Origin of the sequence: Zhongshania aquatica (assembly GCF_027257955.1) — a bacterium.
GTDB lineage: Bacteria > Pseudomonadota > Gammaproteobacteria > Pseudomonadales > Spongiibacteraceae > Spongiibacter > Spongiibacter aquatica.
The window spans coordinates 393283-419768 of sequence record NZ_JANZNQ010000001.1; the positions used below are offsets into that span (position 1 = coordinate 393283).

Here is a 26486-nt window from a genome sequence, read left to right on the forward strand (position 1 = left end):
CGGGCTTATTCCGGACGTCTTCTGGTGGAGTCAAGCAAACGGCTGAGGCTCGCCGCCTTCGGCTTAATCATCCAGAATTTACCGATGTAGTCGTCAAAATTATCGAGGATATGCTGGCCCCATGCCGAGCCAGTTTCGGCAACGTACTCGACGATATTGCCGCGCAAATGCGCCCTGTATGCTTCCATCGATTCGGAGTTTATACGGCACATTTCCACTAACTCGCTGTTGTATCGGTCGACAAAGCGATTTGCCTCATCCAAGACATAAGCGAAGCCACCGGTCATGCCTGCACCAAAATTGACACCCGTAGGCCCCAAAACGGTGACAATACCGCCAGTCATATATTCACAGCAATGATCACCAGCGCCTTCAACTACTGCGTGCGCACCTGAGTTACGCACTCCGAAACGCTCGCCGGCAATACCCGCAGCAAACAGCTTACCGCCAGTAGCGCCGTAGAGACAGGTATTTCCGATAATCGCCGTATCCTGACTTTTAAACACACTACCCTTAGGTGGGTAGATAACCAGCTTCCCGCCAGCCATGCCCTTACCTACATAATCGTTAGCATCACCTTCAAGATACATATTTAGGCCACCAGCGTTCCAAACGCCGAAACTCTGGCCGGCAGTACCCTTCATACGAATCGTTACTGGCGCATCTTCCATACCAAGATTGCCATGACGCTTAGCAATTTCACCTGACAATCTCGCACCAATAGAGCGATCACAGTTTGTTACCTTAAATTCAAGATCCGCACCCGACATCGATTCAATGGCAGGTAACGCCGCTGCAACCATCGCCTCGGCCTTCTCGCCTTTATCAAACGGGGCATTTAGGTCAACCTGACAAAACTCTGGCTGGTCTTTGGCCGCAGGGTCCTTAAACAGAATTGGCGACAAATCGAGCAACTCTTGTTTCTCGGTCTCGCCGGTCTTTTGAACGAGCAAGTCAGTGCGACCGATGAGCTCTTCCATGGTGCGAACACCAATAGCCGCCATCCACTCACGAGTTTCCATGGCGATACAGGTGAAGAAATTCATCACCATTTCAACGGTACCGATAAAGTGCTCATCGCGCAGACGTTCGTCCTGAGTTGCAACACCGGTCGCGCAGTTATTTAGGTGGCAAATTCGCAAATACTTACACCCCAGGGCCACCATCGGTGTTGTACCAAAACCGAAGCTCTCAGCGCCCAACATGGCCGCCTTAACAACGTCCAAACCAGTTTTTAGACCACCGTCGGTTTGCACACGGACTTTGCCGCGCAAACCGTTGCCTCGCAATGTTTGCTGGGCTTCAGAAAGACCAAGCTCCCAAGGCGAACCCGCATAGCGAATAGAGGTGATCGGGCTTGCCGCCGTACCGCCATCGTAGCCAGAAATAGTAACTAAATCGGCGTAGGCTTTGGCTACGCCCGCGGCGATCGTGCCGACGCCCGGCTCTGACACCAGCTTGACCGATACCAAGGCAGACGGATTCACCTGCTTAAGATCGAAAATGAGCTGAGCCAAATCTTCAATCGAATAAATATCATGATGTGGCGGTGGTGAAATCAACGTTACACCGGGCACCGAATAACGCAATCTGGCGATTAAGGCATTCACCTTACCACCGGGCAATTGGCCACCTTCGCCAGGCTTGGCACCCTGCGCCACTTTAATCTGCAAGACTTCTGCATTTACCAAATAGTGGGGCGTGACACCGAAGCGGCCAGACGCAACCTGCTTAATTTTAGAAACCCGCTCAGTGCCAAACCGTGCAGGGTCTTCACCACCCTCGCCAGAGTTAGAGCGACCACCTAGCCGATTCATCGCGGTCGCCAAGGCTTCGTGAGCCTCTGGACTTAAGGCGCCCAATGACATACCCGCAGAATCAAAGCGGCGCAACAAGCTTTCTATAGGCTCAACTTCATCCAAGGGGACCGGCTTAATATCATCTTTAAAGCCCAGCAAGTCACGAATTGTCGCGACCGGACGAGTATTCACTAATTTCGCGTACTTTTTCCAATCCGCGTAATCACCGCTTTTAACCGCCTGTTGCAAGGTAATGACCACGTCGGGATTAAAGGCGTGATATTCCTTGCCGTGAACATACTTAAGTAAGCCACCTTGGTCGATTGTTTTACGTGGCAGCCAAGCCATTGTTGCCAAGGCTTCTTGATCGCGCTGTAACTCAGCAAAACCAGCTCCAGCAATTCGGCTGGCGACGCCTTTAAAACAGGTATCGACAATGTCTGTCGCTAAACCAATTGCTTCAAACAACTGGGCACCACGATACGATGCAATGGTAGATATGCCCATTTTGGACATGATCTTCAGCAGGCCCTTATTGATTCCTTTTACGTAATTGGTGTGCGCGGTTTGCTCGTCGCCAAGAATTTCACCGGAGGCCAACATATCGCTGATAACGGCATAAGCCATATACGGATACACCGCCGTTGCACCAAAACCGAACAAACAGGCCATCTGGTGTGAATCGCGCGCGCTACCAGTTTCAACAACAATATTCGCGTCACAACGCAAACCTTGCTTAATGAGATGGTGATGAACAGCACCTGTCGCTAGCAAACTATGGACAACCAGCAAGCCTGGCTCAAGCGCACGATCACTAAGCATCAGGATTACATTGCCTTCCCGTACCGCTTTTTCTGCTGCCGCGGTTACCCCGGCAACAGCATCTTTCAGTGACGTTAGCGCCGGATCGTAGGCCAAATCAATAAGCGCCAAAGGATACCGTGGCGAATCTATATGCGTTAATCGATCAAACTTGTCAGGCGACAATACCGGACTCGTTAAAATCAAGCGGTCCGCATGATCAGCCGTTTGCTCAAACACGTTTTGTTCTGCACCGAGCAAGGTCTCCAGACTCATTACAATAGTTTCGCGCAGCGGATCTATCGGTGGGTTGGTAACCTGTGCAAACTTCTGGCGGAAGTAGTCATACAATGAGCGTTTATGACGCGACAACACCGCCATTGGCGTATCGTCACCCATGGAGCCAACAGCTTCATTGCCACTATCTGCCAGAGCAGAAAGCACTTGTTCACGCTCTTCAAAGCTTACTTGAAAGTATTTTTGGAAGGCCGCCAGCGTATCCGCCTCTGGCAAGGCCGGACGATTGCCCTGGCCGAGCTGATCTTGAAGGCGGTTGCCATTCTCGCGCAGCCACTGTTTATAAGGGTGCGCCGACTTCAAGCGATTATCGACTTCCTCTGTATGAAGTACCTCACCCAATTCTATATCAACAACTAAAATTTGTCCCGGCCCAACACGGCCCTTAGAAACGACATCTTCAGGCGTATAACCATAGGTGCCTATTTCCGACGCGACAGTGATAAACCCGTCTTTGGTGATAACCCAACGAGAGGGACGAAGACCATTACGATCCAACATGCACACTGCATACCGACCGTCGGTCAAAACTAAGCCAGCAGGTCCATCCCACGGCTCCATATGCATGGAGTTATATTCATAAAACGCCTTCAAGTCAGCGTCCATATGTTCAATATTTTGCCACGCTGGCGGAACTAGCATGCGCACCGCACGGAATAAATCCATGCCACCGGCAACCAAAAGCTCAAGCATATTATCTAGGCTTGAAGAGTCCGACCCAGTGCGGTTAACCAAGGGGGCAAGTTCTGCCACGTCAGGTAACAGTGGACTGCTAAAGTTACGCGTCCGAGCCTCGGCCCAATTACGGTTACCTTCAATGGTATTAATTTCACCATTGTGGGCCAACATTCGGAAGGGCTGCGCAAGCGGCCAACGCGGCATGGTATTCGTAGAGAAGCGCTGATGGAAAACACAAATAGCTGTTTCAAGCGCCGGATTGGCAAGGTCTAGATAAAAGCGCGGCAAGTCTACCGGCATCACCAAACCTTTATAGGAAATAACGTCCGCCGACAAACTGGAAATATAAAAATCGGGATCGTCAGCCAGCGCTATTTCAGCTTCGCGACGAACCACAAACATGCAGGTACGCAACTGCTGCGTGTCCATGCCGTCAACATTAATAAATATTTGCTCGATGCGTGGCAAGCTAGAAAGTGCGATTTCGCCACATACCGACTCATCTACCGGCACGACACGCCAGCCTGCGGGCTGAAGACCATTCTTTACCAGTACAGCCTCAAACCCGGCACGAGCGGCGGCAGCACGTTTTTCATCGCGGCCAAGAAATATTTGTCCAACCCCGTAGATGTCGCTTAACTCGCTACCACAGGATTCCTTCGCCACTGCGCGCAAAAAACTGTCTGGCTTTTTGAGCAACAAGCCGCAACCATCCCCTGTTTTACCGTCAGCAGCAATACCACCACGGTGCGTCATGCAGGTCAGTGATTCGATAGCTGTTTGCAACAATTTATGGCTCGCCTCGCCCTGCATATGGGCTATCAGGCCAAATCCACAGTTGTCACGCACATCTTCAGGTCTGTACAGGCCTGTACTCATAAAACGACTCTCGCAAATTTACTAAGAAAAACAAAAAGATAGTCGAAAAGAATGTTCGGGGATTTTACACATACCCGAAAAAAGGAGTGACATTCTACACGGATGCATCAAAAGCAACAAACGACATCACCAGACCGATCATTTTTTGAACAAACACGCTATAACTAAGCACGAACACCCGCGGTGCGCAATACCTTGCCAATCACATCTACCGACGCATCGCTTGTCACTACCGACTCTCCCAAGCCTTTTAGCAGCACAAGACGCAAACGACCATCCAAAACTTTCTTATCACGTCCCATTAAATGCAAAAATTGATCCACATCCATGTTTTCTGGAGGCGCGATGGGTAAACCAGCCAACTGCAACAACATTTTGCCACGCGCCAAAATATCTGAGCTCAACCATCCCAATTCGACAGACAGGGCCATCGCCAGCACTGTGCCGGCGGCGACGGCCTCGCCATGCAACCAGTTGCCATAACCCTCGGCAGTTTCAATAGCATGACCAAAGGTATGCCCCAAGTTTAAAATAGCGCGACGACCGCCCTCGCGCTCATCATCGGCCACGACCTCAGCCTTGTTAACACAGGACCGATACACCGCCTCTTCTAATAAGTCGGCATCGCGACGCATCAAACCAGCAATATTCTTTTCTAACCATTCAAAGAATGGCGCATCACAAATCAAACCGTATTTGATAACCTCAGCCATGCCCGCTGAAAACTCCCGATCAGGCAGGGTATCCAGTAAACTCAAGTCAGCAACGACGCAATTAGGCTGATGAAATGCGCCAATCATGTTTTTGCCGAGGGGATGGTTTACCCCTGTTTTACCACCTACCGACGAATCCACCATCGACAACAGGGTACTAGGGATTTGTATGAACTGAACACCACGCTGATAACAGGCTGCAGCAAAACCACACATATCACCAACGACGCCGCCACCAAGGGCGATTAATGTCGTGCTGCGATTATGATTTTTCTCAAGCAAGGTATCGAAAATCCGGTCGAGCGTTCCTAATGTTTTATAGGCTTCGCCATCTGGCAGAACAACCTGACAAATCGACTTGTCGCCGAGCTGAGCAATTAGCTTGTCTAGATATAAAGGCGCGATAGTGTCATTTGTCACTATACAAACTTGGCGACCGGCAATATATTTCGACCATAGTTCCGACTTCGCAAGCAGATCACGCGCGATAAAAATGGGATAGCTACGCTCACCCAAATCAAGTTCGAGATTTTTCATCTGTTATGTATCCGGGGGAGTAAGTGATATACCGACCAAATTGGTCAGTATATCAATATTGAGCACTCAGGTCGTCAGCACCAAGCTGAGAACACAATTCTTGCACAACCGACTTGGGAGTTCGGTTATCTGTCAGCACCGTATAGTCAGCAATTTCTTCATACAACGGTTCGCGTAAGGCCATTAAATTACGTAGGGTTACCGCAGGATCACCCGTCTGCAATAACGGCCGCTTGCGATCACGAGCAGTACGACGAATTTGCTCATCTACCGACGTTTTTAAATAAATCACCGTGCCCTTTGCGACCATCAACTTTCGACTATCGCTTCGCAACACCGCGCCACCACCAGTTGAAATAACAACCTGAGCCGCATCGCTTAACTCAGAAAGCATAGTTTCCTCGCGATCACGAAAGCCCTCCTCGCCTTCCATGTCAAAAATCCATGGAATATCGACACCACTACGCTCTTCTATTTCACGGTCTACATCGCGAAAATCAAAGCGCAGAGTATCTGCAAGTAAACGACCTATTGTACTTTTTCCGGCCCCCATTGGGCCCACCAAAAAGACTGCACCAGACTTCATAATCACAGCATTAATCAACCAAGCTGTCAGCCAGAATACGCGGCGTAATAAAGATCAACGTTTCCTGCTTCTCGCGCGTCACGGTTGTAGTTTTAAACAAACGCCCGATGAAAGGAAGGTCCCCTAAGAAGGGCACTTTTGTTTCTGAAGAAATATCCAGCTGATCAAAAACCCCACCCAGTACTACAGTTTCACCATTGCTTACTAATACTCTGGTTTTCAACTCTGTGGTATCAATTGTTGGAACTTGACCACCCAAACCAGTCGCAATAACTAATGAGCCAATAGTATCTTGGTTGATTGTTAAATCCATAATAATGCGATCGTCCGGCGTAATTATCGGCGTAACATCGAGCTTTAATACGGCCTCTTTAAAGGCTATTGTCGTCTCGCCATTTGAAGAGGATTCAGGGTAGGGAATCTCAGTACCCGATTTGATAATCGCAGGTTCTTTATCGCCCGTCACCACTCGTGGTTGCGATACAATTTCGCCTCGACCTTTTGATTCTAGTGCAGACAATTCTAAATTTAGAAGCACATCTGAACTAATAAAACCAAGCGCAAACGAGCCCGCAGCACCTGTCACACCCAAATCCGTCACTAATCCTGGCACCGCAGTGTATGTGGATGACCCCGCAGCCAAAGCACTCAAGTAATTATTTTGAGTAGCCTGATCGCTGGCAAGATCACCATTGGCAGAATAGACCTTGTCGCCATCTGCCTTAACGTAGGCGCCGCCCCACTTAACACCGAGAGAGCGATCAAAGTCAGAACTCGCGCGGACGATTCTCGCCTCGATCTGCACTTGGCGAACAGGAACATCAATCAGTGCAATAAGACGACGAAACTCATCTAAACGCTCAGCTGTTTCAGTAATCAATAGTGAGTTTGTGCGCTCATCAACAATAACTTTACCTCGGGGAGACAAAATACTGCCCGTCGAGTTTTCGTCATCTTCACCATCTCTACCAGGCTTAAATAACTTAAATAGCTCTGCAGCATCGGCGTAGCGCACACGGATAAATTCGCTTTGTAATGGTGCCAACTCTTCTACTTGCTTTTGCGCGGCGATTTCTTGTCGTTCGCGCTCAGCAATTTCCGCTGCTGGAGCAACCATTAGCACATTACCAATTTGGCGTTTGTCTAATCCCTTGGTTTTTAACACCAACTCCAAGGCCTGATCCCAGGGCACATTCTGCAAGCGCAAGGTGATATTGCCCTTTACCGTATCACTTGCTACTAGGTTCAATTCAGTAAAGTCAGCGATCAACTGCAATACCGAGCGCACTTCAATATCTTGGAAGTTTAACGACAGCTTTTCGCCAACATAGGCAAATTCGCGACGGCGATCTTCAACTTCTTTTTTACTTAGCGGCTTTACACTTACCACATATTCAGTGTCAGTCTGATAGGCCAAATAATCATATTCACCAGAGGCTTCCAGTGACAACTTCGCCCCTTTATCACCCATACGAGCGTCTATACTTTTCACCGGAGTCGCAAAATCAGCAACATCAAAACGACGCTGCAAATTTTGTGGCAAATTAACACCACCAAAATCCACCTTGATTTTTGCGCCTTCAACGAACACATTTACTTCGGCTTTAGCATCAGCCAATTGAATAACTAGACGCCCCTCACCTTTTTCGCCACGACGAAAATCTAAATCAGTGATGCTGTTTCCTGCCGTCCGCACTGACGGAGAGTTCGTAATCGGGGCATTATATTTTTCTTTCAAATAAGCTTGGCTACCCCCACTACCCACTTCAACAATCAGCACATTACCCTCTTGACGGGTTTGATAAGTTGCTAATTTGATTAAATTCAAAACAACTCTTGTGCGATCACGCCCCTCTAATACCACCGCGCTACTGGCATTATCGTAAGACAAAGGAAATTTCTTTTGGCTTAGCAAATTGCCTGCGCCGACTAAATCGAGCGCAATTCTGGCCGGCTTCTCAATGGTATAGCCCTTAACTTCAGGGGCTGGTCCGTCAAAGGTTAGCCTCGCCTCAAAGCTACCACCCTGCAGCGAATTAAATTCCACGCCTTTTAAATTCGACGCTATGGCGGCAACTGATGCCATTAGCAAACACATTCCGGTTAGGAATTGTCGCCCTAGACCTAATTGGCCCCTAGGTCTTTTGCACTGCATCTGCACTCGGGTATTCATGTACTTCTCCGCCATTCGAATTCTTACTTACGGACTTTCAATTCAAGGGTGCGAGGTCGCTCAACCCAACCATCCCCACCGGTGGAAACAATCTCCACCACTGTCAGGTAATTCTCAGCTACGTCTATTATCTTGCCGAAATTACGTCCAAGATAATTACTTTTCCCCACACGATGCACGCCGCCATCAGGATCTTTCACCAGCGCCCAAAGCACCCCATCAAGGCGCACCGTGCCGACAACAGAAATGGAGTCCAAAGAAAACTGCTCCAAAAACTCCTTCTCACGCTTTAAATCCGGCTTGATATTGCTTGACGATTCCAACCTAGCAATTTCTTTCACATCCACCGGACGATTAAACGGCGCACGTAAACCGGAAGCCGTGTAGCTAAAGGCGCGATATGCCTTTAAAGCGGGGATCGGCGCAATCTGACCAGAAGGCGATGCACGTTTTTCCGCAACAAAAGCGTCCAAATCTGCGTACTGACTACCCCCGCTACAAGCAACAAGTGCTAACAAGCTAGCAAGCACAAAGGCCAAACGAGAAGACTTCATCATTTGCCCCCCCCTTGATCTTTATATCGATAGGTTTTTGCCGTTATAGACATAGTCTGCTGGCTTAGATTTTTATCAGAAGTAATGGTGTAATCATGGAGAGTCACTATTCGCGGCAACCCTGCAATACCACTTACGAACGCCGCAAGGTCGTGATAACTGCCGCTTACTTTTATCGCAATCGGTAACTCAACATAAAATTCTTTAACCCTTTCCGCCTGAAGCTGGATGCTACTGATATCAAGACCATTGGACACCGCCTTTTCCGTCATATCCTCAAGCAACCCTGGCACCTCAGTATCGGCGGGTAGCTGGCTCAGCAAGATACCAAAAGACTCTTCCATTTCCGCCATTTGTTTTTTCAACGGAATAAGCTTCGCAGCTTTAAAGGCTTTCTTTTCAAAGTCCGCCTTTAGCTGTAATTCTTTTGCCTCAACCCCTTCCAGTTTGACTCGCAGATCGGCAACTACATAAAAATACCCACCAACAAGGCACAGGACGAAGACACCAACCCAAGCGCCAACCCGCACCAATAATGGCCAAGCACCAATATTGTCGACATTAAGTTCACTGAAATCAAAGCTCTTTAGCTCGTCTACCAGCTCTTGCCATGCTGCCACTGCCATCGCCCCCTATTTCTCTTCGTCAGGCGCAGGCGCACTGATTTTGTATGACAGTTTAAAACTGCTCGCCTGATCGCCGTATGCCGAGGCCGCGCTAACAGCTGTCAAATTTGGATCAGAGAACCATGGCGAGGCATCTAATTTACGCATCAAACTAGACACACGGTTATTCGATTCCGCTATTCCCTGAACTTCAATCCGAGAACCTCTACGACTCACAGATGTATAAAAAAGACCGTCAGGTAAGGTCCTCACCATTTCGTCAAATACCCGCACAATTAACGGCCGAGTACCCTGAAGATCTTGAATAATAGTCATTCGATCTAAAAGCTGCTGGCGACGAGTCTCAAGATTTTTGATTTCAGCCACTTCTTTATTAATTTTCTTAATATGGCCTTGCAAATAGGCGTTTCGGCCCTCTTGATGACTAATCGCGCTATTAACAATCGACATTGCCAACACAACGAGCAAAACCGCAAGTACCGCCACCCCACCTAGAACCGCTAAAAATTGGGTCTTAATCAGCTGGCGGCGCTCTTCACGCCAGGGCAATAAGTTAATTGTTGCCATTAATCAAAACTCCTAAGCGCTAAGCCACAGGCAATGAGCATCGCCGGCGCATCACTTGTCAGTTTTATGGCATCGACACCTGGCGCCACAGCCATAGAAGCGAAGGGATTAGCAATCACCGTACTCACCTCCACTCGCTCCTCTACCATTTCAGCCAATCCTTGCATTGCGGCAACGCCACCAGCAAGCAAGATAATATCGACGCTGCTATATTGGCTGGCGGAATAAAAGAACTGCAGAGACCGCGAGACTTGCTGAATAACCGCCTCACGGAACGGCGCTAAAACTTCGCTGTCATAGTCATCGGAAAGTCCGCCCTGTTTTTTAGCCAGGCCAGCTTCTTCCGCTGTTAAGCCATAACGACGCTGAATCTCTTCGGTCAACTGACGACCGCCAAACATTTGATCACGGGTATAGACTGTTTCACCCGCCACAATAACCGTGAGCGATGTCATACTCGCTCCGATGTCTAAAATTGCGACAACTGTATTTTCATCGCAGCCAATCTGCTTCGATATGAGTTCAAAGCTTCGCTCAACCGCATAGGCCTCAACATCGACAACTTTCGGCTCAAGCCCAGCAATATCAAGGGATTCAACCCGAGTATCGACATTATCACGACGACAAGCGACCAACATCACCTCTACTTGGTCAGGGTTATCCTCAATCGGGCCTAACACTTCAAAATCGAGAGCAACCTCATCCAATGGATAGGGGATGTATTGGTCTGCTTCTAAAGAAATCTGAGTTTCCAGTGCATTCTCATGAAGACCCGCTGGCATCTGCAGAATCTTAGTGATTACCGCGGAGCCGGGCACAGCAACAGCCGCCCGCTTCAATTTTGATTTTGAACGCGCGTGAACTGTTCGTACAATTTCACCGACGGCTTCAACCTCAGCAATATTTTTTTCCACTACAGAATGCGCAGGCAGAGACATGACCGCGTAACTTTCTACGCGATACTTTTCTCCATTTCGACTTAGTTCAAGTAACTTCACGGCACTTGAACTAATGTCTATACCAAGCAAACTGCGGGAACCCTGACCGCCAAACAAGCCATCTAGCACTGTAATTTTCCTATTTACATCGTGGACTTAGGGCGTACTCTTACATATAAGATTAAATACCAGTGTATGCCAATGCGCAAATAGTTCTGAAAAAAAGACACCGAAATTGCCACACTTTTCGTTATCCTAGCGTTCGGATTGTGACAACTACCCCCATATAAAGGAAAAATATGTCTAATACGACGCGTTATCTTCGTATTTTCATTGGCCTAACCGTTCTAGCCTTTTGCGGCGGATTAATGGTATTCGCCACTGCATTCCTTTATATCAGCCCTAAATTACCCTCTGTTGAGGCTTTAAAAGACACTCAACTTCAAACACCGCTGCGTATTTACAGCGCTGATGGCAAGCTTCTTGGTGAATTTGGCGAAAAACGCCGATCGCCAATTAGCATTCAGGAAGTACCCCAACTTTTCATCGACGCCTTTCTCGCCGCCGAAGATGACCACTTCTACACCCACCATGGTGTAGACATCAGCGGACTACTGCGCGCTGCTTCCCAGCTGGTAACCAGCGGCAGCATCCAATCTGGCGGCTCAACCATCACTATGCAGGTAGCGAAAAACTACTTCTTAAGCCAAGAACGCACCTTTACACGCAAATTTACCGAGATCTTTCTCGCCATTGAAATAGAGCGTGCGCTCAGTAAGGGCGACATCTTGGAACTCTACCTAAACAAGATCTTTCTGGGAAATCACGCGTATGGTATCGAAGCTGCAGCACAAGTCTATTACGGAAAACCCATAAAGGAATTAAATCTTGCCCAAATGGCGATGATTGCCGGCCTGCCCAAGGCTCCGTCAGCCTATAACCCAGTCGCCAATCCCTCGCGCGCAAAGGTGCGCAGAAATTGGATACTCGGACGAATGTTAAACCTAGGATACATTAATGAGGACAACTACAAAGCCGCAATGCTTGATCCCATTAGTGCGAAGGCCTATGGCACTCAGCTAGATCTCGACGCACCCTATGTGTCGGAAATGGTTCGCCTCGATATGCTCGCCCGCTTCGGCCGTGCAGCTTACGAAGACGGCTATACCGTCATCACAACCGTACAATCAAATCTGCAGGCGACAGCAAATAAAGCATTGGTAGACGGCGTCATAGAATACGACACCCGCCATGGGTATCGTGGCGCAGAACGCCACTGGACCCTTTCTAATGAAATTGATGAGAACGAACGCCAAAATCTTAGCCAAAAATTAGAAGAAATCGGCAATATTGGCCCTTGGTACCCAGCATTAGTGCTAGACGTTAAAGACAAAAGCGCCTCGATCTTACTAGCAGGTGAACTACAAGCCACCCTCGAATGGGAACACGGCCTTGAAAAGACCGTTCGCTATATTAGCGAAGATCGCGTCAGCTATGCTGCAGAAAACGCAGCTGAATTACTCAAAGCTGGTGACGTTATCCGCGTCAAAATGAGCGACACCACGCCCCGCCACTGGGAGCTATCGCAACTACCCAAGGTACAAGGCGCATTGGTTTCCTTAGATGCAGATAGCGGCGCGATTCTGAGTCTAGTCGGCGGTTATAATTATCAAAAAAGTGCATTTAACCGTGTAACCCAAGCTACTCGGCAGCCAGGCTCAAACTTCAAACCCTTTATTTATACCGCGGCGCTCGACAATGGCTTCACCCCCGCCACCATCATTAATGACGCTCCCATCGTGTTTGACGACGATGCCCAAGGCAACACCTGGCGGCCAAGCAACGACAACGGCAAATTTAATGGCCCCATGCGTTTACGCCAAGCACTGTACTTATCTCGGAACCTTGTTTCCATACGAATTCTACGGGACCTCGGTATCAGCAAAGCGATAAATTACGTCGGCCGCTTTGGCTTTGATACCAGCAAACTACCTCACGACCTATCACTAGCGCTTGGCAGCCACTCGCTGACGCCGCTGGATGTGGTCACCGGCTACGCGGTATTCGCAAATGGAGGTTATAAAATATCGCCCTACTTCATCGACCGAATTATCGACCGCGACGGCAACACAGTTTATCGAGCAGACCCAGAGATAGTCTGTCGCCAATGCGACAATGATGGAGATGGCGAAAGCCCGGAAGAAATTGAAGCCGACACCCTAGACGATATTATTTCTGGCGACGATGGAGCTCTCCAGCCACGCTACGCGAAACGTGTGCTCGATGAAGAAGTCGCATTTTTGATAGATAGCATTATGAAAGACGTCATAACTCGTGGTACCGGCCGCAAAGCGCTAGTGCTGAATCGAGGCGATGCGGCAGGTAAAACGGGCACCACCAACGGCCCAACGGATGCGTGGTTCTCTGGTTATAGCGGGGGTATCGTGACGTCAACATGGGCAGGCTTTGACCAAAACCTGAATCTAGGCCGACGCGAATACGGTGGCTCGGTGGCACTGCCAATCTGGATAGATTACATGCGTGAAGCGCTCAAAAATCATCCCGAACGCTATTTAAAACAACCTAACAGTATTATTTCTGTGCGCATCGATCCAGACACTGGCGGTTTGGCGCAGCCGGGACAAGCCAACGCTATTTTTGAGTATTTTAGAACTGACAATGCACCCAGTGAAGAGTTTAACCCATCTGCAAATCCCTACGGTCCGGGCAGCGATGATCCAATAGAAATATTCTAAAAACGTGTTTACCACTCTGCCGCTGAGCCCCATCTCGGCGGCGGACTTTCATATACATCGCTGACCGCTGATTAAATGGCCTCCAACGCCTCTGCCAAAGTTTTAACGCCAATCACCGTCATCCCTAAATCACCACGCGGTGCATTTCCAAAAGGGACAATTGCACGCCTAAACCCGTGTTTTCTAGCTTCTTGCAAGCGCTCTTGTCCACTTGGTACAGGACGTATTTCACCAGACAGGCCAACCTCGCCAAAGACCACCAAATCTTCCGGCAAAGGACGATCGCGAAAACTCGACACAATCGCAAACAACAAGGCTAAATCGGAGCCAGTTTCCAGTACTTTAACCCCGCCGACCACATTCACAAACACATCCTGGTCACCAACCTGCAAGCCTCCGTGTCGGTGCAATACAGCTAGTAGCATCGCCAAACGGTTTTGCTCTAAGCCGACAGCAACCCGCCGAGGATTACCAAATCCAGAACTATCCACCAAAGCCTGAATCTCAACTAACAGAGGCCTAGTGCCCTCCCAGACCACCATTACGGTGCTGCCCGAGGTGACCACATCACCGCGATTTAAAAATATCGCCGAGGGATTTTTCACTTCCTTCAAGCCCAACTCGGTCATGGCGAATACGCCCAACTCATTCACCGCACCAAAGCGGTTTTTACTTCCTCGCAATGTTCGGTAACGGCTGTCACTGCTGCCCTCCAGCATAATGGAGCAATCAATAATGTGTTCCAACACCTTCGGTCCCGCCAAACCACCGTCTTTGGTTACATGACCCACCATAATCAACACCGTGCCGGTGGCTTTAGCAAATCGCGTCAATGCCGCGGCGCACTCCCGCACCTGCGATACGCTGCCGGGTGCCGAGCTGACGTCATCACTGTGCAGGACCTGAATCGAATCAACGACCAAAACCTTAGGCTTATTGGCAGCCGCCTGTCCTAACAACATTTCAAGACTGGTTTCCGCGCATAATTTCAAACTGTCGGCTTTAAGACCAAGTCGCTTGGCCCGCATCGCGATTTGCGGCAGCGATTCTTCTCCCGTCGCATATAAACATTCGCACTCCGCTGCTAAACGACACAAGACCTGCAGCAACAAGGTACTCTTGCCCGCACCAGGATGACCGCCTAGCAACACCGCCGACCCCGGCACCAAACCACCACCCAGAACACGGTCAAACTCATCAAAGCCCGTCGACTGACGCGGCAGCGCCTCGATGCTGACATTTGCCAACATCTGCACTTCACCTCCCACCGCACCAGCGTAACCCTGACGCGCAGAGGTGGCCTTCGCGGCGCTGGGCGCCGCGCCCAACCTTAATTCCGACAGCGTATTCCACGCACCACAGTCCTGACATTGTCCCTGCCATTTATTGTGGTCAGAACCGCAATCCACACAAACAAAGGCTGTTTTTTGCTTTGCCATAAAAAACCCCTAAAAAACATTCCCAAGTAATTCTGTCAAAACACATACCGTAGACACAGGGCTGACAGCCGGCGGCACAAGGCCGTACAATGAACCGCTATTTTAGAGTAAATACGATGTCAGCTGCGCTTGTAGAACGCCCTTTATTGGTTTCCCCCTCCCTCGCCACAACATTAGGGCTAGAGGCCGCATTGCTATATCAACTCATTGCAGAATGGCTACCTTTACTCAGCGGCCGAGAAAGCCAAGGTCAACACTGGTTTCTTATCGACAAAAATCAACTTACTCGCCAGCTGCCGTTCTGGGACGAAAACAAAATTGATGAGGTACTTCGTACCCTCCACGACCAGGGGCTCATTATTATCGGCGCAGCCCTAATGAGCAATGCGCAAAATATTCGCATTGCGCTTCCACAGCGAAAGCAAGCAGCAGAGTCCGAGCACATAAAAAACAGCGATCATACGCCTTCTAGCGCAAAAACAGCCGCACACTCACACGCTCAGACACAACAGGTGGCCAACAAGCAAATGACCGCGCCGCCCAGTCGCCCAGTACCAGGCAACAATATTATTCCCGCTGATTGGCTTCCCGACAAAGCGGGCATTGACTACCTAACACGCTTTAATCAGGTAGATCCTGCCTTTATTAATGCTGTGCTTCCTGAGTTTATCGCCCATTATCGCGAAACCGGCGAAACTCGCAGCTCATGGAATAGCGCCTTTAGCCAATATGTCAGTCGCCGCTGGAAAAAACGGCAATACGCAAAAATCGAGGAATCTCGTACTCAACCCATAGACGGGAATTGGAAACCGAGCTTAGATGCGATAGAAATTCTTGAACGCGACCACGTCAGCCAACACTTTATTGAAGACGCTATACCAGAGTTTATTTTGTACTGGCGGGAGCGTGGAACACCCGACAGCAACTGGAACTCCCGTTTTATACAGCATATTCGCCTTCAGTGGGCCCGCTACACCAATACTGTCAGCAATGAAAACGAGATTGCGCCGATTAAATCCGACTGGCAACCCAACGACGCGGTTTTCGACATATTCCATATGGCTCGCATCGACCCGGAGTTTGCCAAAGCACAAGTCGCTGAATTTATACTATTCTGGCAAGACAGTGGCACCGCCCACCGCTCATGGAATACAAAGTTTCTACAACATGTAAAATATCGTTGGGCACAAAGTCATCAACTGGGGCAGAGCAATGCACGACAGCAACAAGCTACTGGAACAAGCCAGCCAAAAACTGGCTTCATCGAAAAACACACCGATCGCAGCTGGGCAGACGAACTCTGAGCCTACGCCGAATAAAGATGCGGTAATCGATGCACTAAATCGCATGTTTGCGGAGTTTGAGCTGGTTTACCACAACCAGTACAACAAGGCCTTTTCAAACCCAGAAAAACTCAGTTACGCCAAGAAACTGTGGTTCAGTAATTTGCGTCACATTCAGCCTGACGTTATTGTCGCCGCCACCCATCGAGCGATTCGCGAGTCTGAGTTTTTACCCACCATAAAAGGCATTCTGAAATACTGCGAACCTGATAACCACGAGCTAGGTCTGCCAGACAGCCATAGCGCCTATCTAGAAGCCTGCCGAGCCCCGCAGCCGAAAGCCGAATACAACTGGTCTCACCCTGCGGTATATCACGCTGGTCGCGCCAGCGATTGGTTTTATCTAGCGAGCACCGCTGAACACAACGCCTACCCCGTTTTTCGTCGACACTACGATGATATTTGCTCGCGGGTGAAAAACGGTGAAACCCTCACAATGCCATCCCAAAAAGCGATACCAGAGACCATCAGCAAGCCGCTATCTCAGGCGGAGCAGCGCCAGCGCATGCAAAAAATGCGCGATGAATTAGATATTTAGTAATCACTGAGCCAAGAAATCAAAGACCTCGTGTGATGTTTGCGCGAGCCGAAACGTCACTCTCTGCAAAAAAACACAAGCAGTAACAGTGTTTATATCGGCAAATAATCCATTGCGTAGAGCACTCACAATAAGCAGTGCGCGTATTTTGGCTAGAATTTTGACGCCGACAGAGGACAAAATAACAATCGTGCGAAGATCTCAAAAAGCAATCGTGCAGGGTGCCTCCGCAAGCGCTACAATAGCCCCCTTTCAAACCGGCCCACGCGGCTGACGACACAGAACAGGCAAGTTTATGGCAGACGATAAAACCACTCATTTTGGCTACAAAACCGTAGAGACTCAGGACAAGGTCAAAATGGTTGCCGGTGTTTTCCATTCGGTTGCCGCGAAATACGACCTAATGAACGACCTGATGTCCGGCGGTGTTCATCGCCTGTGGAAGCGTTTCACCATCGAATTATCGGGTGTGCGCACCGGCAACTCAGTGCTCGATATTGCCGGCGGCACCGGCGACCTCGCCGCTAAATTCAGCCGTCTCGTCGGCCCTAACGGCAGAGTTGTTCTTGCCGATATTAATGATTCCATGCTCACCGTTGGCCGCGAAAAGCTCACCAACAAAGGCATTGTTGGCAATATCGAATACGTACAAGCAAACGCCGAGTGTTTGCCGTTTCCAGACAATAGTTTTGATTGCATTACCATCGCCTTCGGCCTACGCAATGTCACCGACAAAGAGGCCGCGCTGCGCTCAATGAACCGCGTACTCAAGCCCGGCGGCCGACTTTTAGTCTTAGAATTTTCCAAACCGGTCAATCCGGTCATCGGCAAACTGTACGACCGTTACTCCTTCGACATCCTGCCCAAAATGGGCCAGTTAGTCGCCAATGATGAGGAAAGTTATCGCTACCTAGCTGAAAGTATTCGTATGCACCCGGATCAGGAAACCCTCAAGGGCATGATGAGCGATGCGGGTTTTGTCGATGTGCGCTACCACAATATGACCGCCGGCGTAGTCGCCGTGCACCGAGGCATAAAGCCGTGATTCCACTGGTTCTGCAGGGTGCCGCGTTATCTAGCTTAGAAAACCTCATTAACAAGGCCCTTCAGCTCGACCCCGCTTCCAGCACCAAACTGCAGGCGCTAGACGGGCAGCGCTTTTCGCTTGAACTAAGAGATCCCGATTTAAATTTGGGGATTGGTATTAGCGGGAAACGCTTGCGAATTCTAGGACAACACAACGACAAAGTGACAACGCGACTCAGTGGTAAATGGAGCGAATTTGCCAAGGTCGCCACCGCAAAAGACCCTGCAGCAGCACTCATTAATGGCGATATCAGCATCAGTGGCGATACTAGCCCACTATTAGAATTACGTAAAATCCTTGCCGAGCTGGACCTAGATTGGGAACAACCCCTCGCCGATGCCTTTGGCGATGTGGCCGCTCATCAGCTGGGCAATGGCCTAAGAGCAGGACAACGCTGGCTAAGTAGCACAGGAAAAAACCTTCACCGCCAATTTAGTGAGTTTATTGTGGAAGAAAGTCAGCTTGTGCCCCACCCTTGTCAGGCAGACGACTTTTACAGCGCCGTCGATGATTTGAAAACCCGCAGTGAACGGCTAGAAGCCAAAGTTCGTCGTTTACAACAGCGCATTACAGCACCCTCTAAAAATAAGTAAGGACATAAATATGGGGCTGCGTCGCCTACTCGCCATTTGCTGGATTATCTGTCACTACCGCTTAGACACCTTAATTCCAATTGAGAAATTACCGCTACGGGCACGCCTACTGATAAAGTTTGGTCCTTGGCGATTATTCCCTCGCCGAGACTATAGCCGCGGCGAGAGACTGCGTTGCGCACTGGAAAATCTCGGCCCCATATTCATAAAATTTGGCCAAGTATTATCTACCCGCCGCGACCTTTTAGCCGATGATGTATCTGACGAACTGGCCAAGCTACAAGACCAAGTACCACCCTTTGCCAGCGAAATCGCGGTAGCTGCCATAGAAACAGCACTGGGCAAACCCATCAATGAATTATTTGCTGCCTTTGATCGCGAAGCCCTAGCGTCAGCCTCCATTGCACAGGTTCACACCGCCACCTTACACAACAACATCGACGTCGTCGTAAAGGTTGTAAGGCCCGGCATAGAGCGAACTATTACCGCAGACATCCGCCTTCTGCAAAGTATCGCCCTGCTTGTTCAGCGCTATGTACCAGATGGCCGCAGACTGCGCCCAGTCGAAGTGGTCGAAGATTATCAACACACTATTTTTGACGAACTTGACCTACAACGCGAAGGTGCAAATACCTCGCAACTCAAACGCAATTTTAAAGATTCAGAAGTGCTTTACGTTCCAGAAGTATACTGGGACTACACACGCCGCAATGTATTAGTGATGGAGCGTATCTACGGCATTCCCGTTACCGACCTAAAAACACTGCGCGAACAGGGCACCGACATGAAAAAGCTCGCCGAGCGTGGCGTTGAAATTTTCTTTACCCAAGTTTTCCGGGACAGCTTTTTCCACGCAGACATGCACCCAGGGAATATATTCATTGCCCATAACCGTCCCTTGTCACCGCAATACATCGCCATTGACTGCGCCATCATCGGTAGCTTAAGTGATTTCGATCAGTATTACTTAGCACGAAATCTACTCGCTATATTTCAGCGTAATTACCGCGAGGTTGCAGAACTCCACGTAGAATGCGGCTGGGTGCCACCGGATACCCGCGTCCACGAATTCGAAGCCGCCATACGCAGTGTAAGCGAACCTATTTTTGAAAAGCCGCTATCAGAGATTTCTTTTGGCCAGCTGCTGTTATATTTATTTCAAACTGCCCGTCGCTTCGACATGGAAGTACAACCGTCCCTCGTCCTGCTGCAGAAGACATTGTTAAACATTGAAGGCTTGGGGCGCCAGCTTTACCCACAGCTGGATTTGTGGTCAACGGCGATGCCATTTCTAGAACGCTGGGTGCGCGACCGTTATTCTCCCCAAAGCATGCTAAAACGAGTAAGCCATCGCCTGCCAGGCTGGCTGGAGCAACTACCCCACCTACCAGAAACGCTGCTAGAGCGCGGGACGCCAAGCAAACACAACACCACGGCGGACGATCTTCGTCATAAAAACGAAGTCGCGCTTATTATCCGTGAGCAAGGCGCTCGCGCTCGAAATCAGCGCATCGCGATCATTGCCTTAATTAGCGCGGCGCTCATCGCCGACCCCGGTATAAGAGAGGGGATAAGAAACCTACCCGACAGCAGTATCTTGCTATTTGGTGTCGCATTGTATTTCTTTATCCGCAGTCGCTGAGGTAAAGTAATGCCCTCTTATAAATCCTACGTCGTATTTACAAATGAACTGTGATTTTCTTCAATACATCAAATGGAATGACGACGGCTTAGTCGCCGCCATTGCCCAAGACGCCTCCAGCGGCAGAGTGTTGATGATGGCGTGGATGAATGCCGAGTCTTTACAACTCAGTGTTGAAACCGGCGACGCTGTTTATTGGTCACGCTCGCGAGCTAAGCTATGGCGCAAAGGTGAAAGCTCAGGAAACGTGCAGAAAATCCGCGCCATGGAACTAGATTGCGATGGTGATGCACTATTGCTACAAGTTGAGCAAATCGGCGGTATCGCCTGCCACACCGGCCGCCAGAGCTGTTTCTATCGCAGGCTAAACACCGGTGACTGGCAAACTACCGAAGCCGTATTAAAAGATCCGGCTACCATGTATCAACACGTGGAAAAAACATGACGCAAACTATTTTAGAGCAATTAGATGCCGTATTAGCGTCCCGCAAAGGGGCCGATCCAGACAGCTCCTACGTTGCAAGCCTGCATCACAAAGGATTAAACAAAATACTTGAAAAAGTCGGCGAGGAAGCTGTAGAAACGGTCCTCGCGGCAAAAGATGCTGATCGGGATGGCGACAATAGCGATCTTATTTATGAAACTGCAGACTTGTGGTTTCACAGCCTGGTGATGCTATCTCACCTTGGCGGAAATCATCAGCAAGTACTCGATGAACTCGCGCGCCGCTTTGGCTTGTCTGGATTAGACGAAAAAGCAGCTCGAGACAGTTAGTTTTAAAATCAACCTGCAATTAACTAGATAAATTATAAGGAAGGAATTATGGGTTTAGGTGGCATCAGTATCTGGCAACTATTAATCATTCTAGCCATAGTCGTTTTGCTCTTCGGCACCAAAAAACTGAAAGGCATGGGCAGTGACCTTGGTGGCGCTTTAAAAGGATTTAAAGACAGTATGCAGGGCGACGAGGACGCCAAAAATATAGAAAAGAAAGAGCAGGAAGACGCAAGCGCTGCGGCGCAAACCGAGAAAAAAGACGAGTCAAAACTATAAATGTTTGATATCGGCTTTGCTGAACTGCTTGTCATTGCCGTTCTGGGATTACTGATTCTTGGCCCAGAACGCCTACCCGGCGCGATTCGTACTACGTCGCTATGGCTTGGGCGGCTACGCCGCAGTTTTAATGACATTCGCACCGAAATAGAAAAAGAAGTGGGTGCCGATGAAATTCGTCGCCAACTTCACAATGAATCCATACTAGCCTCGCTCAAAGAATCAAAAAACAAAATTAATAGCGATCTCAATGAAGCTGCGAAACAAGTATCGGAAATTGAAAACAGTATTGATGGCCGGTCAAAGACGCAGCCAGCATCGGATACTGCGATCCCCGAGGCTTCACCTGAAACACCTAAAGAAACTGATCAAGACGCCAAATCATGAGTGATGCCGAACAGGATCAAAGCCAACCGCTAATTGCCCACCTCACAGAGCTGCGTGATCGCTTGCTGCGTATTGTCTTAGCCGTGTTGATATGCACCTTAGGCTTATTTCCCTTCGCCAACACCATCTACACTTTTGTAGCTGAACCCATGCAACGCCTGCTCCCTGAAGGCAGCAGCATGATTGCCACCGAGATTGCCTCGACCTTTCTCACGCCATTTAAGCTGGTACTGGTGTCTGCGTTCTGTCTTGCCATGCCTGTTATTCTGCACCAGATTTGGCAATTTATTTCGCCCGGCATGTACCGCCACGAAAAGCGTATTGCCGCACCGCTACTCATTTCAAGCATCGTGTTATTTTACGCAGGTTTAGCGTTTGCGTATTACGTGGTATTTCCGCTGGTATTTGGTTTTTTCAGCGGCATTACCCCAGAAGGAGTTAGCTACACTCCAGATATAGCCCGCTTCCTAGACACTGCGCTTAAATTATTTTTAGCCTTCGGTGTCGCTTTTGAAATTCCCATCGCGACGGTACTAGTCATCGCCTCTGGCGTCATTACTGCCAACGAACTTGCAGAAAAACGGCCTTATGTCATCATCGCCTGCTTTGTTTTCGGAATGCTGTTAACGCCGCCAGATGTAATATCGCAGATGCTGTTAGCCGTACCAATGTGGCTACTATTTGAAATCGGGATTGTGTTTGGCAGGCTGGTCAAAAAGAAGACTGCTGAAACAGACACCGAAGAAGAATAAACCCTTAGAGCTATTAATATTCGTCAGGCGGCGCTTCGTATCCGAAGGCGAGATTTTCAAATCGGGTGTGTTTACCGATAAAGCTCAGCCGCGCGGTGCCGATGGGACCGTTACGCTGCTTACCAATAATAATTTCAGCCATGCCCTTATCGGCGGATTCCTCGTTATACACTTCGTCACGATAAATAAACATGATGACGTCAGCATCCTGCTCAATCGCACCCGATTCACGTAAATCTGAATTAATTGGTCGTTTATTTGGTCGCTGTTCCAACGCACGGTTGAGCTGAGATAGCGCTACAACCGGACATTCAAATTCCTTTGCAATACCCTTCAAAGACCGCGAGATCTCAGAAATTTCTGCAGTACGGCCTTCGCTTCCAGTACCTGCAACCTTCATCAACTGCAAATAATCGAGCATGATCATGCCGATACCACCGTGCTCACGAACGATCTTACGTGCGCGGGAGCGCACCTCCGTCGGCGTTAACGCGGGCGTATCATCTATAAACAGGGCCTTGTCTTTGAGCTTCGTCACCGCCGCACTCAGCTTGGGCCAATCCGCCTCCTCAAGCCGACCTGTGCGCACGCGGGTTTGATCTATACGTCCGACTGACGACAACATCCGCATCATTAGCTGATTTGCCGGCATCTCCATACTGAATACCAGCATCGGTAAATCGCTACTTAATAAGGCATTTTCTACTAAGTTCATAGCGAAGGTAGTCTTACCCATGGAGGGTCGCGCCGCGACAATAATAAGATCAGACTTTTGCAAGCCGGAAGTCATTTCATCGAGCTTTTCAAAACCGGTCGTTAAACCAGTGATGGCATCCTCACTGCTAAACAGCTCGTCGATTTTATCGACGGCTTGCTTTAGCAGAGGGTTAATTGGAGTGAGACCGCCCGTCTTTGGACGCTCCTCAGAGATCTGCATGATGGCACGCTCGGCCTCATCCAATATCTCATCACTATTGCGACCTTCAGGATTAAAACTACTATCGGCTATCGCGTTCGCAGCGCTAATCAAAGAGCGGAACGTCGCCCGCTCCCGCACGGCCTGTGCATAGGCACGTATATTCGCGACAGAAGGGGTATTACTGGCGATATCAGCGAGATACGCCGCACCGCCAACCGAGTCTAGCTCACCTGACTTAGCGAGTGACTCCGCAAGAGTAACGACGTCGATGGGTTGCTGGAGCTGAATAAGCCGCGCCATCTGCGCGAAGATTTTGCGATGTTCCGGGCGAAAGAAATCCCCCTCGCCAACGACATCCGCTACCGAATCCCAGCCCTCATTAGCAATCATCAGGCCGCCGAGTACCGACTGCTCAGCTTCTACAGAATGCGGGGGCAATTTCAGCTGGGCAAACTCACGCTCATCGGCGAAGTCTGGCGGCGAATCTGGGTAAATATCGGGATGCACTGGACCGTCACTACACATTATCAGATCGAGCATTGTGGCAAAAAAAAAGCACCACCGCTACAAACAGCGGTCGTGCTTTTTTACTCATCTGGCTATAGACGCAATTCGCGCGTCACCGCAGCCTTATATGGCAGCGGCTAATTTAACCAACTTGCGAAGCAGTCTTACTCAACGACAACAATAACGCTAACAGACTGCACTACATCGCTATGAAGCTGAATTGCTACGTCGTAACTACCTAGATCACGAATTGGACCTTCTGGCATACGCACTTCGCTCTTGTTCACTTCAACGCCAGCAGCAGAAACCGCATCAGCAATATCGCGAGTACCGATAGAACCGAACAACTTGCCACCATCGCCAGCATTTGCACCGATAGTCACAGTCAATTCAGCCAATTTCGCAGCGCGAGCATCAGCAGTGCTGCGTTTGTCTGCCGCAGCGGCTTCCAAGTCAGCACGACGAGTTTCAAACTCAGCTACGTTAGTTTTCGTGGCAGGAACGGCTTTGCCATAAGGAATAAGGAAGTTGCGTCCGTAGCCGGATTTAACGTTAACCTGATCACCCAGATTGCCAAGCTTGCCAATTTTCTCCAGCAGAATCACTTGCATGGTTCTTACCCTCTTAAATGCGCCGACATTCGCGTTGCCCTACTTTGTAGGACGAACCGGCAAACGCCGTCTAATATCAATCCAACTATCCACAATCGCCACTAATATCAACGCCACCCAAAGCGGTCGTAATACCAACAGCGCTACGTAAAAAACTATTAACCAAACACGACCTAAGCCCAAGCGGCCAACGGTACCATGCACTAACGCTAAACCGGCAATCACTATGGGCATAACGCACATCACAGCCCAAAAGCGATAATCACCGCCAATTTTACTTAGCAACAACATCACCATAACTAAGCCTATGGCGACTACTGGCGACAACCTTAGCTGCCACATTTCCGAGCGAAATCCGCCAGGATTGTAAAGCAGTGCCTGCCACCACCGCGCTAGCATCACAGCCAACGCACTCCATAACACCGTGCTGACACCAATTAGCGCAGCCACATCGCCGGTGGTGATTTCCGGAAATGCCCCCGGTGCCGAGGCCTGCATTTTCTGCAGCATAGGCTGCACAAGCTCAAGCACCGACACGAGGTAGGCATTGGCAAACTGCGTCAGCATCAGGGCTGTAAACAGACCTGCCGCTGTTGCCGTAATCAAAGCCAACGCCCACTGCTGGGTATTACGAAGCACCAGAGCTGTTACGGAAGCTCCCAGCAGCATTGTCAGCGGACCGACATCTGCCCCGATTGTTGCCACGGCAATGGCCGGTAATAGTGCCCAAAAAACAACATAAGCACCTTCGGTCAAGCCTTTGCGCAGCAATACCAGTATCGCCGCTGCGACACCGACCCATGCAAATACGAGCGTACCAACGCCCAAGCCTGCAACGGCCACTGCCTGCAAGCGCCCTTTCATAATGAACTCAGCTAAGGCGCGCATGGTATAAACGTCGTTTTCTTACTTATGACTGTCTGTGTAAGGCAGCAAAGCTAAGAAACGTGCGCGCTTAATTGCAGTAGACAATTGACGCTGGTATCTAGCATTCGTACCGGTAATACGGCTCGGTACAATTTTGCCTGTTTCAGAAACATAGGCTTTTAGGGTTTCCAAATCTTTATAATCGATTTGGCCAACACCTTCCGCTGTGAAGCGGCAAAACTTACGACGACGGAAAAAACGTGCCATAACTACTCTCCTAACTCAGTCCGCAATTATTCAGCGTCTTCTTCAGTCGTATCGACATCAGAATCGCTATCGTCATCAGCTGTTGACTCAGAGTCATCACGGCTGCGCTCTACACGTTGCTCGCTGCGGCTACGACGCTCGCGGCTCTCTTTTTCCGCTTTCATGATTGGCGACTCTTCAGTCAACGCTTCATCGCAGCGAATAATGAGGTTACGCAATACAGCGTCGTTGTAACGGAAGTTGGTAGTCAACTCCTCCAGTGCTTCAGCAGACGCTTCAGCATTGATCAGCACGTAGTGTGCCTTATGGATTTTGTTGATAGGGTAAGCCAGTTGACGACGGCCCCAGTCTTCTAGGCGGTGAACTTTACCACCGTCTTTTTCGATGGCTTGCGTATAACGCTCAACCATACTTGGTACTTGTTCGCTCTGGTCTGGATGAACCAGGAACACAATCTCGTAGTGACGCATTTTCAGCTCCTTACGGGTTAAGTCACCCTTTACGGTGTGACAAGGAGGACAACTCTGCCCAAAATAGGCGGAGCTACCATAAATCAAGAGCGCGGATTTTAGGCAAG

General features: G+C 49.5%; 25 protein-coding genes. 11 read left to right on the top strand and 14 right to left on the bottom strand.

The annotated features are described in order from the left end of the window. Nucleotides 1-5: 5 nt before the first annotated feature. The 8 genes from gltB to O9X78_RS01830 all read right to left on the bottom strand — a co-directional run bounded on the left by gltB (nucleotide 6) and on the right by O9X78_RS01830 (nucleotide 11277). Nucleotides 6-4454 carry a glutamate synthase large subunit gene (gene gltB, locus O9X78_RS01795; protein ID WP_269617881.1) on the bottom strand — a complete coding sequence of 1483 codons (4449 nt, stop codon included), beginning with the start codon at nucleotides 4452-4454 and terminating at the stop codon, nucleotides 6-8. 164 nt (nucleotides 4455-4618) lie between these two features. Beyond that, on the bottom strand, nucleotides 4619-5704 hold the full coding sequence (aroB, locus tag O9X78_RS01800; protein ID WP_269617882.1) for a 3-dehydroquinate synthase: 1086 nt from the start codon (nucleotides 5702-5704) through the stop codon (nucleotides 4619-4621). Between the two features lie 52 nt (nucleotides 5705-5756). Further along, the gene (gene aroK, locus O9X78_RS01805) at nucleotides 5757-6290 is read right to left on the bottom strand and encodes a shikimate kinase AroK (protein ID WP_269617883.1); all 534 of its coding nucleotides are present in this window, start codon (nucleotides 6288-6290) and stop codon (nucleotides 5757-5759) included. Between the two features lie 10 nt (nucleotides 6291-6300). Beyond that, nucleotides 6301-8463, bottom strand: coding sequence for a type IV pilus secretin PilQ (locus O9X78_RS01810; protein ID WP_435056040.1), 2163 nt, complete (start codon nucleotides 8461-8463; stop codon nucleotides 6301-6303). A gap of 23 nt (nucleotides 8464-8486) precedes the next feature. Beyond that, nucleotides 8487-9020, bottom strand: a complete 534-nt coding sequence (locus O9X78_RS01815) for a pilus assembly protein PilP (protein ID WP_269617884.1) — start codon at nucleotides 9018-9020, stop codon at nucleotides 8487-8489. Further along, complete coding sequence (locus O9X78_RS01820) at nucleotides 9017-9637, bottom strand: type IV pilus inner membrane component PilO (protein WP_269617885.1); 621 nt, start codon at nucleotides 9635-9637, stop codon at nucleotides 9017-9019. The genes O9X78_RS01815 and O9X78_RS01820 overlap by 4 nt, the downstream gene beginning before the upstream one ends. A 12-nt stretch (nucleotides 9638-9649) precedes the next feature. Continuing rightward, nucleotides 9650-10210 (bottom strand): PilN domain-containing protein, encoded by a 561-nt coding sequence (locus O9X78_RS01825; protein WP_269617886.1) that lies wholly within the window; start codon nucleotides 10208-10210, stop codon nucleotides 9650-9652. Next, entirely contained in the window at nucleotides 10210-11277 is a 1068-nt protein-coding gene (locus tag O9X78_RS01830; RefSeq protein ID WP_269617887.1) for a pilus assembly protein PilM, read from the bottom strand. Before O9X78_RS01830 ends, O9X78_RS01825 begins: the two co-directional genes overlap by 1 nt. Before the next feature lie 170 nt (nucleotides 11278-11447). Here O9X78_RS01830 and O9X78_RS01835 point away from each other — a divergent pair, with 170 nt between their 5' ends. Next, on the top strand, nucleotides 11448-13904 hold the full coding sequence (locus O9X78_RS01835; protein ID WP_269617888.1) for a penicillin-binding protein 1A: 2457 nt from the start codon (nucleotides 11448-11450) through the stop codon (nucleotides 13902-13904). Nucleotides 13905-13975: 71 nt separating this feature from the next. Here the strand turns inward: O9X78_RS01835 and radA are convergent, their stop codons facing one another. Continuing rightward, on the bottom strand, nucleotides 13976-15343 hold the full coding sequence (gene radA, locus O9X78_RS01840) for a DNA repair protein RadA (protein WP_269617889.1): 1368 nt from the start codon (nucleotides 15341-15343) through the stop codon (nucleotides 13976-13978). 89 nt (nucleotides 15344-15432) lie between these two features. On the opposite strand from radA, the gene O9X78_RS01845 reads away from it, so the two are divergent. The 10 genes from O9X78_RS01845 to tatC all read left to right on the top strand — a co-directional run bounded on the left by O9X78_RS01845 (nucleotide 15433) and on the right by tatC (nucleotide 22738). After that, entirely contained in the window at nucleotides 15433-16647 is a 1215-nt protein-coding gene (locus tag O9X78_RS01845; protein ID WP_269617890.1) for a DnaT-like ssDNA-binding domain-containing protein, read from the top strand. Beyond that, on the top strand, nucleotides 16556-17224 hold the full coding sequence (locus O9X78_RS01850) for a replication protein P (protein ID WP_269617891.1): 669 nt from the start codon (nucleotides 16556-16558) through the stop codon (nucleotides 17222-17224). The genes O9X78_RS01845 and O9X78_RS01850 overlap by 92 nt, the downstream gene beginning before the upstream one ends. Nucleotides 17225-17519: 295 nt before the next feature. Next, the gene (gene ubiE, locus O9X78_RS01855) at nucleotides 17520-18269 is read left to right on the top strand and encodes a bifunctional demethylmenaquinone methyltransferase/2-methoxy-6-polyprenyl-1,4-benzoquinol methylase UbiE (RefSeq protein ID WP_269617892.1); all 750 of its coding nucleotides are present in this window, start codon (nucleotides 17520-17522) and stop codon (nucleotides 18267-18269) included. Beyond that, nucleotides 18266-18904, top strand: a complete 639-nt coding sequence (locus tag O9X78_RS01860) for a ubiquinone biosynthesis accessory factor UbiJ (protein WP_269617893.1) — start codon at nucleotides 18266-18268, stop codon at nucleotides 18902-18904. Before ubiE ends, O9X78_RS01860 begins: the two co-directional genes overlap by 4 nt. A 10-nt stretch (nucleotides 18905-18914) precedes the next feature. After that, nucleotides 18915-20546 (top strand): ubiquinone biosynthesis regulatory protein kinase UbiB, encoded by a 1632-nt coding sequence (gene ubiB / locus O9X78_RS01865; RefSeq protein WP_269617894.1) that lies wholly within the window; start codon nucleotides 18915-18917, stop codon nucleotides 20544-20546. A 43-nt stretch (nucleotides 20547-20589) separates the two neighbouring features. Further along, nucleotides 20590-20991 carry a phosphoribosyl-AMP cyclohydrolase gene (hisI, locus tag O9X78_RS01870; RefSeq protein WP_269617895.1) on the top strand — a complete coding sequence of 134 codons (402 nt, stop codon included), beginning with the start codon at nucleotides 20590-20592 and terminating at the stop codon, nucleotides 20989-20991. Continuing rightward, entirely contained in the window at nucleotides 20988-21320 is a 333-nt protein-coding gene (locus O9X78_RS01875; RefSeq protein WP_269617896.1) for a phosphoribosyl-ATP diphosphatase, read from the top strand. Before hisI ends, O9X78_RS01875 begins: the two co-directional genes overlap by 4 nt. Nucleotides 21321-21368: 48 nt before the next feature. Next, nucleotides 21369-21599 carry a Sec-independent protein translocase subunit TatA gene (tatA, locus tag O9X78_RS01880; RefSeq protein WP_269617897.1) on the top strand — a complete coding sequence of 77 codons (231 nt, stop codon included), beginning with the start codon at nucleotides 21369-21371 and terminating at the stop codon, nucleotides 21597-21599. Next, nucleotides 21600-21986 carry a Sec-independent protein translocase protein TatB gene (gene tatB, locus O9X78_RS01885; protein WP_269617898.1) on the top strand — a complete coding sequence of 129 codons (387 nt, stop codon included), beginning with the start codon at nucleotides 21600-21602 and terminating at the stop codon, nucleotides 21984-21986. Next, the gene (gene tatC, locus O9X78_RS01890) at nucleotides 21983-22738 is read left to right on the top strand and encodes a twin-arginine translocase subunit TatC (protein ID WP_269617899.1); all 756 of its coding nucleotides are present in this window, start codon (nucleotides 21983-21985) and stop codon (nucleotides 22736-22738) included. The genes tatB and tatC overlap by 4 nt, the downstream gene beginning before the upstream one ends. 13 nt (nucleotides 22739-22751) lie before the next feature. Here tatC and dnaB read toward each other — a convergent pair whose 3' ends face one another. From dnaB to rpsF, 5 genes are all read right to left on the bottom strand, one after another. Continuing rightward, nucleotides 22752-24182: a replicative DNA helicase gene (gene dnaB, locus O9X78_RS01895; protein WP_269617900.1), complete on the bottom strand. Its 1431-nt coding sequence runs from the start codon at nucleotides 24180-24182 to the stop codon at nucleotides 22752-22754. 146 nt (nucleotides 24183-24328) lie between these two features. Further along, entirely contained in the window at nucleotides 24329-24775 is a 447-nt protein-coding gene (gene rplI / locus O9X78_RS01900) for a 50S ribosomal protein L9 (RefSeq protein ID WP_269617901.1), read from the bottom strand. A gap of 39 nt (nucleotides 24776-24814) precedes the next feature. Next, nucleotides 24815-25663 carry a hypothetical protein gene (locus tag O9X78_RS01905; protein WP_269617902.1) on the bottom strand — a complete coding sequence of 283 codons (849 nt, stop codon included), beginning with the start codon at nucleotides 25661-25663 and terminating at the stop codon, nucleotides 24815-24817. Nucleotides 25664-25681: 18 nt separating this feature from the next. Then, nucleotides 25682-25909 carry a 30S ribosomal protein S18 gene (gene rpsR, locus O9X78_RS01910; protein WP_269617903.1) on the bottom strand — a complete coding sequence of 76 codons (228 nt, stop codon included), beginning with the start codon at nucleotides 25907-25909 and terminating at the stop codon, nucleotides 25682-25684. Nucleotides 25910-25935: 26 nt separating this feature from the next. Next, the gene (rpsF, locus tag O9X78_RS01915) at nucleotides 25936-26379 is read right to left on the bottom strand and encodes a 30S ribosomal protein S6 (RefSeq protein WP_269617904.1); all 444 of its coding nucleotides are present in this window, start codon (nucleotides 26377-26379) and stop codon (nucleotides 25936-25938) included. Between the last annotated feature and the right edge of the window lie 107 nt (nucleotides 26380-26486).